The following is a 17,337-nucleotide window of genomic DNA, read 5'->3' as shown; positions in this document are numbered from 1 at the left end:
TACTTTAAAATAAATTCTTATAAAAGAGATAGTTATGCGTTATTCATTAAAGCAGTTGGCCGTTTTTGATGCAGTAGCAACAACAGGGAGTGTTAGCCAAGCTGCTGAAATGTTGTCATTAACTCAATCAGCAACCAGTATGTCCTTGTCTCAATTAGAAAAAATGCTAGGGCGTTCTCTGTTTGAACGAAATGGTAAGCGAATGGCGCTAACCCACTGGGGAGTATGGCTTCGACCTAAAGCTAAAAAGCTTATCCATGATGCACAACAGATAGAGTTAGGCTTTTATGATCAGCACCTAATCAGTGGTGAACTGTCTCTGGGGGCGAGCCAAACGGCAGCGGAACATTTGGTTCCAAACCTTATCAGTAATATTGATAATGATTTTCCAGAAATTCGAATCTCTTTAGGGGTAAAAAATACCTCAGGGATCATCAATGGCGTGTTAGATTACAAATATGAATTGGGTATTATTGAAGGTCGCTGTGATGACAGTCGAATTCATCAAGAGGTTTTTTGTACCGATCATTTAATTATCGTTGCCGCAGCTCACCATCCTTTTGCTAAGCATGAAAAGGTCAGTTTGGCTCAATTAGAGCAAGCTAAATGGGTATTACGTGAGCATGGGGCGGGTACGAGAACCATTTTTGATAGTGCTATTCATGACAAAATCCCCGATTTAGATGTGTGGCGGGAGTATGAATACGTGCCTGTACTGCGAACATTAGTCGCGAATGGGCAATATTTAAGCTGTTTACCGTATTTAGATGTCGTGAAATATATTGAACGAGGTGAGTTAGTTGCCTTGAATGTACCAGAGCTAAATATGGAACGTACACTCTCGTTTATCTGGCGTTCTAGTATGGATCAAAACCCAATTAGTAGTTGTATACGTCGTGAAGGGATCCGAATGATTAAAGACCATCATATAATTCGTTAGGGTCTCTGATAAAATCGGCTTCTTACTTTGTTTGTTATTTGCTATTCTCATATATAGATAACTATAATTTATACATATATTTAGGGAAAAAGAGATGCCAGCCTTATCAGTTTTATTGATGGACAGCTTCAATTACTTCAAGAAGCATTTAGTTGCTTTCTGTATTCTGGTTTTACCGTTTGCACTGATTACGAATGGGATAGCACTGAGTTTTAATGAAGAAGACGGTTCAGGTAAATTCTTACTTTATATGCTGTTTATTCTGACTATCTATCCTTTCTATAAAGGGGCGATTCTTTACTATATCGCTTATTCTTTTGATGGCCGTCGTGTTCCATTCAGTCAGTTGTATCAGATCCCGGCCAAAACGTGGTTTTCGTTTGTATTAATGAATATCATTTTAGGCCTCGCCGTATTAACTGGTTTTATTGCTTTAATTTTGCCTGGTTTATATTTGATGGCTCGTTTTTCATTCACTGAAATTTATTGTGTTCTTTATAGAGAGAATACAATGGATGCCATAAAGTTAGGTTGGAATGATACGAAAGATAATTATTGGATCCTGTTTAAAGGCCTTGTGATCATCTTTGGCTTTACGACAGGTTTAATGTGGGCGTTAGAGTACGGTTTAGGTTTGTTAGGCCTACAATCCCCAGTGTTGTCATTCGTTTTCTCGATTACTGAAGTTGTGCTCTCTATGATGAATACTATTTTTATCTTTAGAGTTTTTACGGTAAATACTAAGAAATTAGAAGAGATTCAAAAAATTAACTAGCGTATTGATTTAATACTAAATATCAACCTAACCAGTTGAATTTAAATACTAAGCAGTCTTATTTATAATGAGGCTGCTTTTTTTGATATTTTTACAAATGAGACGCCTGTTGCAGAATTGTTATTGTTTATTTTATTAGTAGATAGAAAGTATTAGATTATCTCTTTATTGTAATGCTTTATTGCTGTGTATAGGGAAGTATCTATGAAGTTTCGACATAAAATAATTGCGGCGTTTTCACTTATTATGGTGTGTACGTTATCAATTTTAAGTCTTGTTCAATATTTAAAAATGAAGCAAGAAGTAGAACATCAGGTTGAATCAAGTATTACTGAAGTTGTTGATGGTGTTCGTAATACCGTGAGCGCAGAATTAGCAGGGAAAACTAATTTAGCTGAGTATGCGACAGCTATGATCGAAGCGAATCCAACGACTGCTTCTATCAAGGAAATATTAAAGCAACCACAAATTAAAGAAGCGTTTATTTTAGCAGGTATTGGCTTTGAAGATGGGCGCGATTTTATTAGTAACGATCCTTCTTGGAACCCTGCGAACTATGATCCTAGAACTCGTAGCTGGTATAAAGCCGCTAAACAACAGCGACAAACGATTATCACAGCCCCTTATGAAGATGCGGCAACAGGACAAATCCTAGTTTCTATTGGTACTGAAGTAAAAGAAAATGGCCGTTTTAATGGTGCGATTTTCTTTGATTTAAGTTTAGACAGCTTGGCGACTTTAGTTAATCAAGTTGATTTATTTGATGCAGGCTACTTGTTTATTGTTGATCAAGATGGAACGGTAATCGCACACCCTAACAGCCAATTTAACGGTAAATCATTCAGTGAATTTTTACCTAATGTTCAACTAAGCGCTGGCGTACAATCGATAGAATTAGAAGGTAAGCCTTATAATATCGACTTTACTGCCATTGAAGGGCAAGCGTGGTCTGTTGGTGTGGTTATTGATCAAGAGAAAATTTTTAATAACATAAATCAATTGCGGACAACTTCTATTATCTATTCTCTGATTGCCGTTATTATTGCCATTACTATTATGCTCATGTTTATTTCACGTTTGATCCGACCTGTTCAAGTGTTAAATGAAGCGATTAACAATGTCGCTTCAGGCGAAGCCGATTTAACACAACGTTTAGATACTAAAATTGATCCAGAGTTTGCGCCGTTAGCTCGTGGTTTTAATCAATTTATTGAAAACTTACAGAATCAAGTCACTGAAACAAAAGAATTAAGCAACCAATTACTAAGTGGTACACAGCAGATTTCATCAGGTGCACAGGGCTCAGTTAATGCAATGAATACGCAAATGATGGAGTTGGAGCAACTAGCTACCGCAATGAATGAAATGGCTGCAACATCAGTAGATGTAGCAAATAATGTTCAACAAGCGGCTGAATTTGCGAAACAAGCGGATAATGCAACAGAGAACGGTATGACAGTCGTAATTCAATCAACAAATGAAGTGACTGAATTGTCTAATAATATAAATCAAGCAGTAGCAGAAGTTGAGTCATTAGAAAAAGCAACAGATGGAATTGGAACTATTTTACGTGTTATCAATGATATCGCAGAACAAACCAACTTATTAGCCTTGAACGCGGCAATTGAGTCAGCGCGTGCAGGTGAAGCGGGGCGTGGTTTTGCAGTTGTTGCAGATGAAGTAAGAACGTTAGCGCAGCGCACTCAGCAATCCACAACAGAAATTGCGACCATGATTGACCAACTTCAGTCTGGGGCATCGAAAGTATCGGCCTCAATGTCGTGTAGTCAACAACGAGCAGAATTAACCGTAGATAAAGCCCAACAAACAGCGGATGCATTAGCTCAAATCAGGGAAACAATTCAACAAATTAATGATATGAATATTCATATTGCCTCAGCAGCAGAAGAGCAAAGTCATGTAGCTGAAGAGATTAATGGTAAAACAGTGAATATTAAAGATTTGTCGATACAAGTTCATGAAGCTGCGCAAGGTGCGGGTGTAGCGATAAGAGAGCAAGTGTCATTAGTTGAAAGCCAAGAAAAAATCATGAATAGATTTACAGTGTAAAAGAAATGCTTATCTAACTTAGTATAAGTATCAATTAAATTGATAATGAAGCTCAGGGGTAACTCTGAGCTTTCTATTTATCTTTACTATTTTTAATACGATAACGGCTTTAATGACCAATAGCTTTGTCTCTTTCCCAATAAGAAAAAAGACGAGATAAAGCAAAGCAAAGGATAAAGTAGCAAAACGCGACCACTATCCATACCTCAAAAATCATACCGCTTGAATTAGCGATTTCAGTTCCAACAAACGTTAACTCTTGAATAGAAATCAATGAAATAATGGATGAATCTTTAACTAAAGAGATACATTGACCAGCAAGAGAAGGAATAATCACTTTAAATACTTGCGGAGCAATAATATAACGATAACGATGCCAAGTGGATAAGCCTAAACTTTTTGCCGCCTCATGTTGACCTTTAGGTATCGCATCCAAGCCAGAACGAACGACTTCTCCAATATAGGCAGCAGAGATCATACCGATACAAAGGACACCCGCAACTAAGTTTTCCCATAAATTGGCAGAGCCAAATAAGAATGATTGAAGCGCATTAATACTGCCATTGTGTTCTCTAAGTAGAGACTCCAAGCCAAATAGTGGCACTAATTGGTTTGCAATAAAGAAATAGAAAATGAAAATAAATACTAACGGTGGAATGTTGCGAATAAGCTGAATATAGCTATTAGACAATGCTCGAAAAATAGCAATACTTGAACGACGACCTAAGCCAAGAAGAATTCCGAACAAAACTGCAAAGAGCATTCCCCAAAACGTTAATCGTAATGTTGAAAATACCCCATCAAAGAAATAGGGCAGTGAACCGTCTGCTTTAGAGGTAAATAGCAGCTCTAACGCACGAGACCATTGCCAGTGATACACAAGGCTGCCACTTTCCTTCGTGTATAACCAAAATATAAGGCTTGCGACAATGGTCAGTAATATCCAATCTAATCGATTAAGTTTTAAAGAAACTCTTTGCTGCATGGTAATTAGTTCGCTGTTTGTGTTTGCCAATCTAGGCTAGTAAACCAGTAATCGTAACGCTCTTTTAGCCAACCATCAGCTGTTCGAGCTTGGATCCAGGCATCAAAGTAAGCTTTTTTATCTTCTTCACCAAGGCGAACCGCAAAGGCTTCATTACCTTGTGATAACCGCTCTTTAAAAGGCAAATATAAGACATCAGCATGCTTAATACTATCAAATTCAGGCTTTGGTGTTGATGCGGCTACTGCATGAGCATTGCCATTTAATACTTCTTGGAACGCTTGAGCATCATCATCAAACTGAAGCACTTTGGCTTTAGGGAAATGTTCTTTAACCGCCGCAACCGTGATTGAACCACGACGAGCGGCAAATTTTACACGACGAGAATTAAACTGCTCTCGAGTAAAGCCTTCTGTTAGCTGTTTGTTGGCTGCAACTTGAACGCCAGAATGCGAATAAGGAACGGTAAATAATACGCTTTTTGAGCGATCGTCAGTCACCGTTAAGCCACCAATGATGACATCAAACTTACCAGAGATAAGTGAAGGGATAATGCCATCCCAAGCGGTAGGAATGAATTCAATTTTTAATCCTGAATCTTTCGCTAAACGTTTTGCTACATCAACTTCAAAGCCAATTAGCTCACCTTGTTTATCTCGCATAGCCCAAGGAACAAAAGTACTTAAACCTACTTTTAGTGTTCCTCTCTCTTTTATTTTATCGAGATTAGGTGTGCTGTCTGATGAGGTAGCAGAAAATACTGAGCCACTAAAAAGTAAACTCAAGCTGAGTAATGATGCGAGTAGTTGCTTCATGCGAGGGGTTCTCCATTAATATGCATTATGCATGCGATGCTCTAACCAAGCGGATAGCCCGGAAAGACTTAAAGTGATGACCAGATAAATAGCTGCGACAGTGAACCAAATTTCAAAAGGCATTGCCGTATCAGAGACGATATTTCGTCCTTCAGTAGTTAAATCAAAAATAGCCATCACACTGACTATAGAAGAATTTTTGACTAAAGAAACTAATTCATTGGTTAATGAGGGTAAGGTTTTTCTTACCACTTGGGGTAATACTATATAGCGATAGCTGTTGAACGAAGATAATCCTAATGTTTTACAAGCTTCGAATTGTCCTTTTGGTAAATTGATTAGGCCTGATCGTAAAATTTCAGCGGTATAGGCGCCTTGGAATAGGGCTAAAGCAAGAACGGCTGTTGTGAATCTGTCCAAACCTAAAAATGGACCAAAGACAAAATAAAGCAGGTAAATTTGCACTAATAAAGGCGTATTACGGATAAGCTCAATGTATAAGGTGGCAATACTACGACCGATTATTGAGTCTGAAAGGCGCAATAATGCAGTGATCAGTGCAATGGCTAGAGTGGCAATGGCACTAATGGCTGAAATTTGTAAGGTGACGACGAGTCCTTCCATTAATTCAGCCGGGAACCATTCGCCATCTTCATAGAAGAAAATGAACTCAGGCACACGATCCCACTGCCATTGATAATTCATGGCTTGTGCACCGCTGTTTAAAATCCAATAGAGCGCAACCGCCAATAGTGATATTTGCAATAGAGCAGATAACACAGGGGCTAAAATTGTTTTTAAACGATTCATATTAGTAACTTAAGATTTGGTTTAAAAATTGTTGAGTACGTTGGTGTTGTGGGTTATCAAAGAACTGCTCAGGTTTCGCAATTTCAAGGATTTCTCCTTCATCCATAAATACCACACGATCGGCGACTTTTTTAGCAAACCCCATTTCATGCGTCACGCACACCATAGTCATGCCATCTTTAGCGAGAACAGACATTACATCTAGCACTTCACTGATCATTTCAGGATCAAGTGCGGATGTAGGCTCATCAAATAGAAGGACTTGAGGTTCCATACAAAGAGAGCGAGCAATGGCAACTCGTTGTTGCTGTCCGCCAGACAGTTGAGAAGGGTACTTATCGGCTTGTTCTGCGATATTCACTCGTTCTAAATACGTTAAAGCTCGTTCAATAGCCGCCTTTTTTGATAATTTTAATGTTTTAATTGGTGCCAGAGTTAGGTTTTCTAATACGGTTAAGTGCGGGAATAAATTAAAGTGTTGAAACACCATACCGACTTTGCCATTCATTAATTGCTTTGATGAGAGTGGTTGTTCAAAGAGAGAAAGAGTCCCACCTTGAATAGACTCTAAGGCATTGATGCAGCGAATAAGAGTGGATTTCCCTGAGCCAGAAGGCCCACAGATAACGACTTTTTCCCCTTCATTGATCGAAAGGTTAATGTTTTTTAATGCATGAAATTGTCCGTAGTATTTATCCACGGATTTAAAATCAATGATATTGGCTTTATTTGTATTTTTATTAGTCACAATTCATCCTAGCATTCGAGAACTAAACTTACTGTAACATATTCATAAAGCTAAAGAAGTGATTCTTAATGGAGCGGTTTATTTTTAATCAAAATATAGGGTTATGTCTGCTTTATGTGAAAAATCTAGTGAGAAGTAATTTATATTAAATTAACCATTGCACAACAGTTAAAGACACGTTACGTTAACAGTATGGAGAATAAAGATGCAGTATATAAACAATAAACTGCATAAATAGATGGAAGAGAAGTAATGTATCAAACTGATGATGTACGAATTAATAAAGTAAAAGAACTATTACCGCCTGTTGCTGTTTTAGAAAAATTTCCAGCGACTGAGATTGCGGCGAAAACTGTATTTCAATCTCGTGAAGCTATCCATAATATTTTACAAGGTGACGATGATCGCCTTCTTGTTATTATTGGCCCGTGTTCAATTCATGATACTGAAGCCGCTTTAGAATATGGTGCCAAACTTAAAACATTACGTGATGAGTTAGGGGATCGCCTTGAAGTAGTTATGCGTGTCTATTTTGAAAAACCACGTACAACAGTAGGTTGGAAAGGGTTAATCAATGACCCGTACATGGATGATTCATTTAAGTTAAATGATGGTCTTCGTATGGGACGTAAGTTGCTGCTTGATCTTACTGATATGGGTTTACCAACTGCTGGTGAATTCCTAGATATGATCACTCCACAATACATGGGTGACTTAATCAGCTGGGGTGCTATCGGAGCACGTACAACTGAGTCACAAGTTCACCGTGAGCTATCTTCAGGTCTTTCTTGTCCTGTTGGTTTTAAGAATGGTACTGATGGCAACATTAAAATTGCCACTGATGCAATCCGCTCGGCGGGTTCTTCTCACCATTTCTTATCAGTAACTAAATATGGCCACTCTGCAATTATTGAAACTGCAGGTAACCCTGATTGCCATATTATCCTTCGTGGTGGTAAAGAGCCAAACTACAGTGCCGCTCATGTTAAGCCAGTTAAAGAGCAATTAGCTGCTTCAGGTTTACCTGAAAAAGTGATGATTGATTTTAGTCATGCTAATAGCTCAAAAGACTTTAAGCGCCAGATGATTGTTTCTGATGATGTTTCTGGTCAGATTGCGGGCGGTGAAGAAGCTGTATTTGGTGTGATGATTGAGAGTCACCTTGTAGAAGGCCGTCAAGATTTGGTTTGTGGTAAAGCAGAGACTTATGGCCAATCAATCACCGATGCATGTATTGGTTGGGATGATACTGAAACTGTACTTCGTCAATTAGCTGAGGCTGTTACTGCTCGTCGAAATAAATAAGTTGTTAGAATAATAATAACGCCAGTCACTTCAAAATGACTGGCGTTTTTTTTGTAGAAGTAGTTATCACATTAGTTACCCTGACCTTTTGCCATGGTGACGGTTCGTTTTAGCGTCCAACGTAATAATAGTGGAATGCTATCAATACCTTGTTCTTCACTGTGCTGCACGATAGCTAACGCTAAATCTGGCTTTGCATATTTCTTTAATGCTTTAATTATTATTTTCTTTGGGGGAACATGTTGATCTTTTGGTATATTCGCAAGTTCTCTGAATAGATCTTCAAACCCATGATGATAAAGGTAGTGCTCAATGTCTTTATGAGGTAATTCGGTCAATCTATGGCGTTCGTGCTCATGATCTAACTGACTTTTCACCGCAAATGCGTATTTCTTACCCGCGGGGTCCCCATCTGTCACAACGTGCCATTCAATATGCAGCGCTTTGGCTATTTTAATTAATGATTTTAATCCTGATTGAGCAAATTCAATAATTTGTACGCCTTCTGCGGCAAGGTTATATCCTAGCATTCGAGCCATTTCATTGAATAACCAAACTTCTGTTTCACCTTCTACTAATAACCAACATCGCGCAAATAAAGCGTTCGTTCGTTGAAAGCGGATATGAAAAGTGATGCGACGTAAATCATCTCTTGATAAACAGGTTGGTGAGACGGAATAGCTAGAAGTGGAGTCTGATTCTCTCACTAAGCGGCGAATTGAGCATAATGGAACGGCACTTAATAACTCGCTACTGTTGGTGGTGAGGATCTTTTGCATGGGTATATGATTAAGTAAAGACCATGCTTGAATAAGTTGTGTTGGGTGTAATCGGCCTTCTGGATCTTCAATAATCATCAGCGGTCTTGCTGATTTTTTTAGCGTGTTAGGGCCTTTTGCACGCAAATAAGTATTTAATAGGCCAAGTAGCAAGAGTTTTGTCTGTTTTGTATTATCTTGATTAATAAATTGGGATAAGGAAACACCTTCTGTTTTTTGTCCAAAAAAGAGATCATCATGAATGCGATGTGGTGTGTGCTTTTTGTGATTCCGAAAGGCAAAATAATGCTCAACTAGTGATTGCATAGAGCGAAGGGCGCTTTTTATTTCCCCTCGATTAACTTGACCTGGTGCGCTTATCAAACGGCGACAAGTATTATTTATTCTTCGTTCTATACGATCATTGGAAAGAGGAGGAATCGCATCCTCTTGGCTTAATCGACGAGAATCACGGATGCGGATCACTGGGTGAAGGTGGATTAATTCAGTGACTAATTTTTCAATTTTATGGTATCGAAGAACATTACCTTCATTATCTAGAAAGGTACTTGAAGAGGTGATTTTGTCGTTATTATTTGTCGCACTAATACGATAATAGATCCGTTGGCAATGATTAGACGCATCTGGTTGCCAAAGACTAGACAGTTTTCTGTATCGTCCAGCTCGGTGTTCATTCTTTTCTGTGGTCTTCCAACTGATGATTATTTGGATATGTTGATCTTGAGTGTACGAGATAGAATGATCTTGATGAAAGTCTTTTAACGTGAATTGGTGAAGCTCTCCTGAAACAGGCAATGCAATGGATAAGGCATCAAGTAAAGATGATTTTCCCCACGTGTTTTCACCAATTAAGGTGGTTAATTGTTCAAATGAAAGGGATAAGCGTTTAATACCTCTAAATCCTGAGACTTCAATTCGTTCTAAGAGCATAATGATTCCTCATCAGAGACGGGTTATAAATAACTATATAGCAACTAAATCAAGTAAAGCATTATGGGAGTCACAATTATTAATTATACTGACGGTAACTTACTGAATTTTTTATAAGTAATAATGTTGATTTTTAGGTCATTGTATACAGGTATAGTGACCACCTAGTTAGTTTGTTATATTTGTTTGCTCTAAAAAGGAAAAGAAATGGAAAATCAAAAGAGCAATATATTAAGAGTCATGCACATTAATGACACGCATTCTTATTTTGATGAATCAGTAATCGCACTGAATTGCCGTGGATTAGATAAGTTTTATATCAAATGTGGTGGTTTTTCACGCTTATCTCACCAAATTTCGCTTCTCTCAGAAGCGCATAAGCAAAAAGGGGGAGCTGTTTCTCTGTTTCACGCGGGTGATTGTTTTCAAGGTACCCTATATTTTTCTTTGTATAAGGGCAAAGCGAACGCTGAATTGCTTAACCAATTACCTCTTGATGGCATGGTACTCGGAAATCACGAGTTTGATCTTGGTAATGATCTCGTTAGTGAGTTTATTGCATCGACTCAATTTCCGATATTAATGGGTAACTGGGATTTAAGTCATGAAGATCAGTCAAAAGGTCATGGGTTAAAATATCAAGAACGGATCTTAGATTTTGATACGGATCGCCAGATCGCTAAGTACATGATTAAACACGTCGGTAATATTGACGTTGCTATTTTTGGTTTAACGATAGATCAAATGGAAGTGTTAGCTAGCCCTGATCCTGACACTCCCTTTAAAAATGCGATTGAGACAGCAAAATCAACGATGCAGTACTTAGCAGCTAAAGGTATCGATAACGTTATTATTGTGAGTCATCTTGGTTATGAAGCGGACAAACAATTAGCTCAATCTGTTTCTGGGATTGATTTGATCATTGGTGGTCATAGTCATGTGTTGCAAGGTGACTTTACTGAGATTGGTTTGGAAGAGCGAGCAAATTACGGTGAAAGAGTTAATGGAACTCACATTGTGCAAGCTGGCTGTCATGCACTTGCCTTGGGCTATTGTGATTTAACTTATTCTAATGACGGAAAGTTAATTGGATTTAATGGGCAAAATAGCTTATTGATTGATGATGTTGCGTATACGGATAAGGCGTGCAGTCATCAAGTTGAAGCCGAACAATTATCAAAAATCACCAAGACTTTAGCCGACTTTAAACATACTACCTTTTGTGATAAAGACCCAAAGATTGAAGCATTGCTCATCGATAAGTATCGAGAAGAAGTTGAACGTTTATCACAACAGATTATTGGACATTGCACCACTGATTTAAGTCATCGTCGTATTCCTGATGAACAAGGACAAAGTGATATCGCGCCTTGGGTTGTCGAGTCATTTTATTCAAAAGCTCATCAAATAGATAATCGAGTCCAGTTTGCAATGCATAACGCAGGGGGTGTGCGCGCGGGGTTAAATCAAGGGGAGATCACTTATGCTGATATTGCCGGAAAAGTATTGCCTTTCGCGATCCCCATTGTCATTTATAGTATTAAAGGACAATACTTAAAAGCGGCAATAGAAGGCGCAATTGATAATGCAACAGATAATGGGGTGATTGGTAGTGGCTCAGGCAGCTTTCCTTACGTATCTCAGCTGCGTTATCGCTATGATGCCAGTAAACCAAGCGGTTCTCGCATTACTGAATTTAGTATTTATAACCCTAAAGTAGGATGGTTAAGTGTTCTTGATGAACAAATATACTATGGTACATCAACAGCTTATACCATTAAGGGTAAAGAAGGATATGCGCCTCTTCTGCATAGAGAAGAAGAGGTGATCACGACGTCTTATTCAATGGCAGATTGTATGATTGATTATCTATCTCATTATCCAGATCTAGCAAAACCGACAGAGTGTTTGAATAAATATCACAGAAATGAAAAAGCAGTCGTATAGATGGCATAAGCTTTGCTAACTATTTTATGGAATAAGAAATTTTGTGAGAGAGGTTTCTATGAATAATACGTGCTGTGAGTATAAATAGGTAAATGATGGATAATGATTGGTCTGATAAGTTCTTAGTAGCCAGTTGGCTTTCTGCTTGGGCAGTAATTGCTTACTTCGTTCAATTTTCATAATAAATGAACTCCCTACTTAGTTAGGGAGTTTTTTTACCATAAATAAACTTATCCTGACTGCCTTTGTTTCTATTTTGTTATTGTTTTGTTCTTTTGAAAAAATTCATGCACAAAAATGATGTTAATTTAATTTTGCGGTGCTTTTTTATTCAATGAAGATTGCTACTATTGCCTAAAAATTCATCTTGACTGACTGAATTGTAATGTAATATTTACATTAGAAAATCTAATATTAGTTTGGAGAAAAAGTCATTTTTTGAGGTGTGAATTTAGTTTTATTATCCTCTTATCAAAAACATTTTATGAATTTCAAGTGAGGCAATCATGGCACAAGCAGCAATGAACATTAACAACATCGCTACTTCTTCTTTGGAAAAGAAGGCCTATTCAGTAAGTATCAAAGGATTGATTGCTCATTTAGTTGATGTTTTATTTGGTAAAGACCAAACGATGTCAACTCATTATACTTCTGAATTATCAGAGCACTTACAAAAAGACCTTGGTCTATATCGTTAAGTTCTCAGTAATAAAAAAACCAGCATTCGTGCTGGTTTTTTTGTTTCTGGCCTTGGACAACAGCAACAGTATCTTGTGATATTGTTATTCAATTAGCTACTGAATATTCTGAATTAGGTTAGCTTGTTGAGCTGAACGGCTCTGAATACCAGAAAGAGCTAGCAACGTAAGCATGCATAAAAAAGCCATTTATTTTTGTTGTTATCTAATAACTATTTAATAATATTAACGGGGATCACGATAATCTAGATATGCCCTTATCGGTACGCGTGCCTGTTTATGTGGTATGATTGTATTTCATACTAAGGAGCGTCCATGAAAAAAATCTTACTTTCTCTTTCTCTGCTGTTGTTTTCAGCTAATATATCTGCCGCACCAATGATTGAAAAGAATCGCGTTATTTGTGACAACCAGAAATCGATGAAAATCTTTTTGAATCGTAAAGATAATGGTAAGGCAAAGCTTCCTTCAGATTGTAAAAAGCTGGACTACAAGCGTAAAGGTAAGGTAGTTAAAACCTTTACGAATAAAGGTTTTGTAAAGTTTGAGACGAAAACCGGCCAAACATTCTACGCTCCAACGGCAGCTGTGAAGCGTTAATTACCCAAAGTTTCTTTGAATGGCGTGATCATGTAAGTGGCTACGCCATTTCTTTATCTGCTTATAAGTCAACCATTTCCCTTTGTAAAAACCGTAAATTTTTCAAATATTTAACTCTAGGTCACTTAATTGTTATTTTTTTCAATCTATACTGATGGGAATTATAACAAAATAAGAGGTCGCCTTATGTCTACTTTACCTCTCACGCATAAGCAAGTTTATCGTTCAGCAAACCTAGATGAAAGTACATGTAAATCAACTAAATATATAACTCCCATTGATGAAATTGTAGGACAAGACAGAGCGCAACAAGCGGTTGAATTTGCTATGTCTATTCCTGACCGTGGTTATAATATCTATGCCGTTGGTCAGAATGGGCTTGGTAAGAGAACCATGGTTCTGCGTTATCTTAAGCGCCATAACCCTGCAGGCAATGGTGTTTGTGATTGGTGCTATGTCACCAACTTTGATGATACTCGAGCACCCAAAGTACTAAAATTACCGGTAGGAACGGGGCTGAATTTCAAAAAAGAAATTGAAAAGATCACTCTGAAACTGGTGAAGGCTATTCCATTAGCATTTGATAATGAGCTGTATTACACCAGAACAGGTACGCTTAAAAATCAATTAGCTGATAAACAAGAATCATTATTGGGTTCATTAACGAAAGAAGCGAAAAGTAAAGGTATTAGCCTGGCGGTTACGACTCAAGGTGATTATCAATTTATAGCAATGAATGGTGAAGAGCTACATAGCGAAGAAACATTTGATGCATTAGATAGACAAGAGCAGCGTCAACTTGAGTCAATTATTGATGAATTAGAAATTAAATTACGAAGTCTTGTTCGTCAATTGACAGAATGGGAAGATAAATATTCCGATAAGATTGAAAAGTTAAATGAAGAAATTGTTTCTCAAGTATTAACGGTGAATTTTGAAGTAATTAAAACTAAATACAGTGATTCAAAAATCATTTCTCAACACCTTAAAGATATGGAAAAAGACATCTTAGAAAACTTTGATGTATTCCTCCAAGAGGGTAATGAAGACGCTGAATTGGCATATGCTTCTTTAGAGAAAAGGTTACCTCGTAGATATCAAATTAATCTACTTGTTAGTCAAAAAGATGAGCAGTTCCCGCTAATTGTCGAAGAAAGCCCGAGTTATCACAATTTATTCGGATACATAGAAAACGCGACATTTAAAGGAACCGTATTTACAGATTATTCATTAATTCGTGCTGGTAGTCTTCATAAGGCGAATGGCGGAGTGTTACTCATGGATGCGGTTAAAGTGCTTGAAAGACCGTATGTTTGGGATGGATTAAAGAGAGCATTACGCTCTCAAAACCTAAACCTAAGTTCTCTTGAAAGGGAAGTGACGCTATCAGGAACCGTGTCTTTAGAGCCAGAGCCTATTCCGCTAAATGTAAAAATAATCTTATTTGGAGACTATCAAACTTATCAATTACTTCAACATTATGACTCAGAATTTAGTGAGCTTTTTAAAGTCACTGCTGATTTTGAAGACGACATGCCAAGAACTGAGGCTTCAGAATTTCATTATGCACAATTTATTTCGAGTATTGTACATGATGGTAAAATGCTGCAATGTGATAAAAAAGCGATAGAACGAATTATAGAATACAGCTCCCGTCAGACTGGGGATCAAAATCGACTCTCTTTACATTCTGCGGATATTTCCAATTTATTAAAAGAAACTAACTACATAGCAAGAGCGGCTAAGTCAAATATGATCCGCTTAAAACACGTAGAACAAGCATTAGCGAATAAAGAGCATCGAGTTAATCGAGTTCAAGATGGAGTAATGCAAAGCTTTGTTAATGGTACAACCTTAATGGAGACAGAAGGTGGGGTTGTTGGCCAAGTCAACGCACTGTCTGTTTTATCTACATCAAATCACCAATTTGGAATGCCAAATAGAATTACCGCAACCACTTCGTTTGGTAAGGGGGAGGTATTTGATATTGAAAGAAAAGTAGAGCTTGGAGGCAGTATCCACTCAAAAGGAGTGTTTATTCTTAGTGCTTACTTATCTTCGTTATTTGGAAGTGAAAAAAGAATTCCATTAAAGACATGCTTGGCATTTGAGCAGTCTTATGGAGGGGTTGATGGAGACAGCGCATCAATGGCTGAGTTCTGCTCTATTATTTCCGCTTTTTCTGAAAAACCAATACGTCAAGATATTGCAATAACAGGGTCGATGAATCAATTTGGTGAAGCGCAGCCTATTGGTGGCGTAAATGAAAAAATTGAAGGTTTTTATCAAGTATGTAAAATTAAAGGCTTAAAAGCACATCAAGGGGTGATAATTCCTCATTCTAATATTCAAAATCTAATGTTAAACAGTGAAGTGACTCAAGCAATAGAAAAAGGGTCATTTACGATTTGGCCTGTTCAGCATGTTAGTGAAGCGATTGAGTTATTGATGGGCTCTCCTGTTGAGTCAGAAAGTAGTGATGGCATTTATACTATCATTCGCTCTAAATTCGCTTCTTAAATAAAATTAGAGAAAGGCATAAGATCATTTTTATGCCTTTTTTTATATTGTTATAAGAGAATTGAATTAATAATTAAAACGGTGATATAATCATCAGCAGATAACAATAAAATAAAAAGCGCTTTATCCCAACCTATTTTATGCCTGTTATTTGTTTATTCCAATGTGCTCAGAGGCTTTACTATGTATCATCCCTTATCTCCACGACTTGATTACAGTACTTTTTTGATCGTACGTGGAAAAAAAACTTACATCGAAGAAAATTTATTGTTACGAGTAAAACTGGTTGATATAGCAGGCACTGAATATTGGATACCAATTGGTATTAATTGGAATGATGGTCAATCGACTAAGCGCCGTAGAATGGAATTTGCACAAGTACGTTTTGCTCGTAAAGGTCAACCTTATTACAGTAAAGCTTATTACGCTGATTTTGAAAATGAAGAGAGTGATGTTGATGCTCGTTCAGAAGCAATAATTGAAGCGGCGTGGTCTATTGCTGAATTGGTTGAGCAAGATGAATATGAAACAGCAGATGCAGCACGAAAAACAAAAACCTTTACTGCCAAGTCAGCTTACCAAGGGTTACACCCAAACATTCAGCTAAAGTTATCAATGGTTAATGGCACTCCTTATGTGAATAGTCATTTTGAGCGCCATGAAAGTAAATCTTGCTATCGTTCTCATAACTTTTCTCGTAGTTTATATAACGTTAATTTTGATGATCTTGGTGCGTTCCTTGCTGAATTAAACGCAATTGGTGAGGTACTAGATACTTACTTAAAAACGAAAGATGCAGACATCAAAACGTTTAGACCAAGTAAAACATTAACGACAACCCCATTATCTAAATTTGAAATGCGTGAAATTTGTGACCAATTAATTCAAAAGGCAATGGATGGTTGCATGGCTGAGTTTAAAGAGACTTGGTTTGAATTTAGAAGAAAACCAAAGCAAATATTAATGATTGAAGCGGATGATAAATCTCATTTTGTTGTAAAAAAAGAATTTGTTAAGACAGGTTCGAAGATAGAATTGAACAAATTTAAAGCTTGTACTCATCCTACACATGTATTGAGAAAAGTCGCGTTGATGAAAGCCAATTATAATTGGGCAAATTATAAAAATGAGCGTAAAGCTGAATCCGCAAAAGGTAAGTATTTCAAAGCTGCTCATCCCACATCTGGTGTTATTGGGGTCGTTGTTAAGGTGACAGAAGATGAAACCATCTATAAAGGGATTATTGGACAAACACCGCGAAGCAGCTATAAATTTAAAATATTTTCAACGAAGACAATGAGTGATAAAAACGCATTTATTGCAGCAAAACAAGCCTATCTTGAAGCTATGGGCGAGAAAGAATGGTCTGAGTATAAATTGACAAAGGAATTTTCAATTTATAAAGCAAAGTAAAT

The 17,337-nt window shown here is 37.3% G+C and carries 14 protein-coding genes; 9 read left to right on the top strand and 5 right to left on the bottom strand.

Annotated features, from left to right (window positions below; all coding sequences use genetic code 11):
- The first annotated feature begins 34 nt into the window (after window positions 1–34).
- The 3 genes from AC2INI_RS19360 (at window position 35) to AC2INI_RS19350 (ending at window position 3,785) form a co-directional block, all read left to right on the top strand.
- Window positions 35–940, top strand: a complete 906-nt coding sequence (locus AC2INI_RS19360; RefSeq protein WP_122031967.1) for a LysR substrate-binding domain-containing protein — start codon at window positions 35–37, stop codon at window positions 938–940.
- A 94-nt stretch (window positions 941–1,034) separates the two neighbouring features.
- Complete coding sequence (locus AC2INI_RS19355; RefSeq protein WP_122031966.1) at window positions 1,035–1,715, top strand: hypothetical protein; 681 nt, start codon at window positions 1,035–1,037, stop codon at window positions 1,713–1,715.
- A gap of 204 nt (window positions 1,716–1,919) precedes the next feature.
- Window positions 1,920–3,785 (top strand): methyl-accepting chemotaxis protein, encoded by a 1,866-nt coding sequence (locus tag AC2INI_RS19350; protein ID WP_486306077.1) that lies wholly within the window; start codon window positions 1,920–1,922, stop codon window positions 3,783–3,785.
- Window positions 3,786–3,894: 109 nt separating this feature from the next.
- Here AC2INI_RS19350 and AC2INI_RS19345 read toward each other — a convergent pair whose 3' ends face one another.
- The 4 genes from AC2INI_RS19345 to AC2INI_RS19330 are packed head-to-tail and all read right to left on the bottom strand — an operon-like array spanning window position 3,895 to window position 7,143.
- Window positions 3,895–4,770, bottom strand: a complete 876-nt coding sequence (locus tag AC2INI_RS19345) for an amino acid ABC transporter permease (protein WP_122032804.1) — start codon at window positions 4,768–4,770, stop codon at window positions 3,895–3,897.
- A 5-nt stretch (window positions 4,771–4,775) separates the two neighbouring features.
- Window positions 4,776–5,585 (bottom strand): transporter substrate-binding domain-containing protein, encoded by an 810-nt coding sequence (locus tag AC2INI_RS19340; RefSeq protein WP_486306076.1) that lies wholly within the window; start codon window positions 5,583–5,585, stop codon window positions 4,776–4,778.
- A 15-nt stretch (window positions 5,586–5,600) separates the two neighbouring features.
- Window positions 5,601–6,395, bottom strand: coding sequence for an amino acid ABC transporter permease (locus AC2INI_RS19335; RefSeq protein WP_486306075.1), 795 nt, complete (start codon window positions 6,393–6,395; stop codon window positions 5,601–5,603).
- Between the two features lies 1 nt (window position 6,396).
- Window positions 6,397–7,143 (bottom strand): amino acid ABC transporter ATP-binding protein, encoded by a 747-nt coding sequence (locus AC2INI_RS19330; RefSeq protein WP_122031962.1) that lies wholly within the window; start codon window positions 7,141–7,143, stop codon window positions 6,397–6,399.
- A gap of 252 nt (window positions 7,144–7,395) precedes the next feature.
- On the opposite strand from AC2INI_RS19330, the gene aroG reads away from it, so the two are divergent.
- A complete protein-coding gene (gene aroG, locus AC2INI_RS19325; RefSeq protein ID WP_486306074.1) occupies window positions 7,396–8,448 on the top strand; it encodes a 3-deoxy-7-phosphoheptulonate synthase AroG in 1,053 nt (350 codons plus the stop codon).
- A 71-nt stretch (window positions 8,449–8,519) separates the two neighbouring features.
- On the opposite strand, the gene AC2INI_RS19320 is transcribed toward aroG, so the two are convergent.
- Window positions 8,520–10,157 carry an ATP-dependent endonuclease gene (locus tag AC2INI_RS19320; protein ID WP_486306073.1) on the bottom strand — a complete coding sequence of 546 codons (1,638 nt, stop codon included), beginning with the start codon at window positions 10,155–10,157 and terminating at the stop codon, window positions 8,520–8,522.
- 207 nt (window positions 10,158–10,364) lie between these two features.
- Between AC2INI_RS19320 and AC2INI_RS19315 the strand changes: the two genes are divergently transcribed.
- From AC2INI_RS19315 to AC2INI_RS19295, 5 genes are all read left to right on the top strand, one after another.
- Entirely contained in the window at window positions 10,365–12,104 is a 1,740-nt protein-coding gene (locus AC2INI_RS19315; RefSeq protein ID WP_486306072.1) for a bifunctional metallophosphatase/5'-nucleotidase, read from the top strand.
- 506 nt (window positions 12,105–12,610) lie between these two features.
- Window positions 12,611–12,802, top strand: coding sequence for a hypothetical protein (locus AC2INI_RS19310; RefSeq protein WP_122031958.1), 192 nt, complete (start codon window positions 12,611–12,613; stop codon window positions 12,800–12,802).
- 315 nt (window positions 12,803–13,117) lie between these two features.
- Window positions 13,118–13,402 carry a hypothetical protein gene (locus AC2INI_RS19305; protein WP_486306071.1) on the top strand — a complete coding sequence of 95 codons (285 nt, stop codon included), beginning with the start codon at window positions 13,118–13,120 and terminating at the stop codon, window positions 13,400–13,402.
- A gap of 186 nt (window positions 13,403–13,588) precedes the next feature.
- Window positions 13,589–15,922, top strand: a complete 2,334-nt coding sequence (locus AC2INI_RS19300) for a Lon protease family protein (protein WP_486306070.1) — start codon at window positions 13,589–13,591, stop codon at window positions 15,920–15,922.
- A gap of 183 nt (window positions 15,923–16,105) precedes the next feature.
- Window positions 16,106–17,335, top strand: coding sequence for a hypothetical protein (locus AC2INI_RS19295; RefSeq protein WP_486306069.1), 1,230 nt, complete (start codon window positions 16,106–16,108; stop codon window positions 17,333–17,335).
- Window positions 17,336–17,337 lie beyond the last annotated feature (2 nt).

It is taken from the genome of Aliivibrio friggae (assembly GCF_057368515.1).
This window is presented reverse-complemented; position numbering and strand designations above follow the sequence as displayed.

Bases quoted from the DNA above. Each gene is read 5' to 3' on its own strand.
- AC2INI_RS19360 (WP_122031967.1), top strand. From the start codon at position 35: ATGCGTTATTCATTAAAGCAGTTGGCCGTTTTTGATGCAGTAGCAACA.
- AC2INI_RS19355 (WP_122031966.1), top strand. From the start codon at position 1,035: ATGCCAGCCTTATCAGTTTTATTGATGGACAGCTTCAATTACTTCAAG.
- AC2INI_RS19350 (WP_486306077.1), top strand. From the start codon at position 1,920: ATGAAGTTTCGACATAAAATAATTGCGGCGTTTTCACTTATTATGGTG.
- AC2INI_RS19345 (WP_122032804.1), bottom strand. From the start codon at position 4,770: ATGCAGCAAAGAGTTTCTTTAAAACTTAATCGATTAGATTGGATATTA.
- AC2INI_RS19340 (WP_486306076.1), bottom strand. From the start codon at position 5,585: ATGAAGCAACTACTCGCATCATTACTCAGCTTGAGTTTACTTTTTAGT.
- AC2INI_RS19335 (WP_486306075.1), bottom strand. From the start codon at position 6,395: ATGAATCGTTTAAAAACAATTTTAGCCCCTGTGTTATCTGCTCTATTG.
- aroG (WP_486306074.1), top strand. From the start codon at position 7,396: ATGTATCAAACTGATGATGTACGAATTAATAAAGTAAAAGAACTATTA.
- AC2INI_RS19320 (WP_486306073.1), bottom strand. From the start codon at position 10,157: ATGCTCTTAGAACGAATTGAAGTCTCAGGATTTAGAGGTATTAAACGC.
- AC2INI_RS19315 (WP_486306072.1), top strand. From the start codon at position 10,365: ATGGAAAATCAAAAGAGCAATATATTAAGAGTCATGCACATTAATGAC.
- AC2INI_RS19310 (WP_122031958.1), top strand. From the start codon at position 12,611: ATGGCACAAGCAGCAATGAACATTAACAACATCGCTACTTCTTCTTTG.
- AC2INI_RS19305 (WP_486306071.1), top strand. From the start codon at position 13,118: ATGAAAAAAATCTTACTTTCTCTTTCTCTGCTGTTGTTTTCAGCTAAT.
- AC2INI_RS19300 (WP_486306070.1), top strand. From the start codon at position 13,589: ATGTCTACTTTACCTCTCACGCATAAGCAAGTTTATCGTTCAGCAAAC.
- AC2INI_RS19295 (WP_486306069.1), top strand. From the start codon at position 16,106: ATGTATCATCCCTTATCTCCACGACTTGATTACAGTACTTTTTTGATC.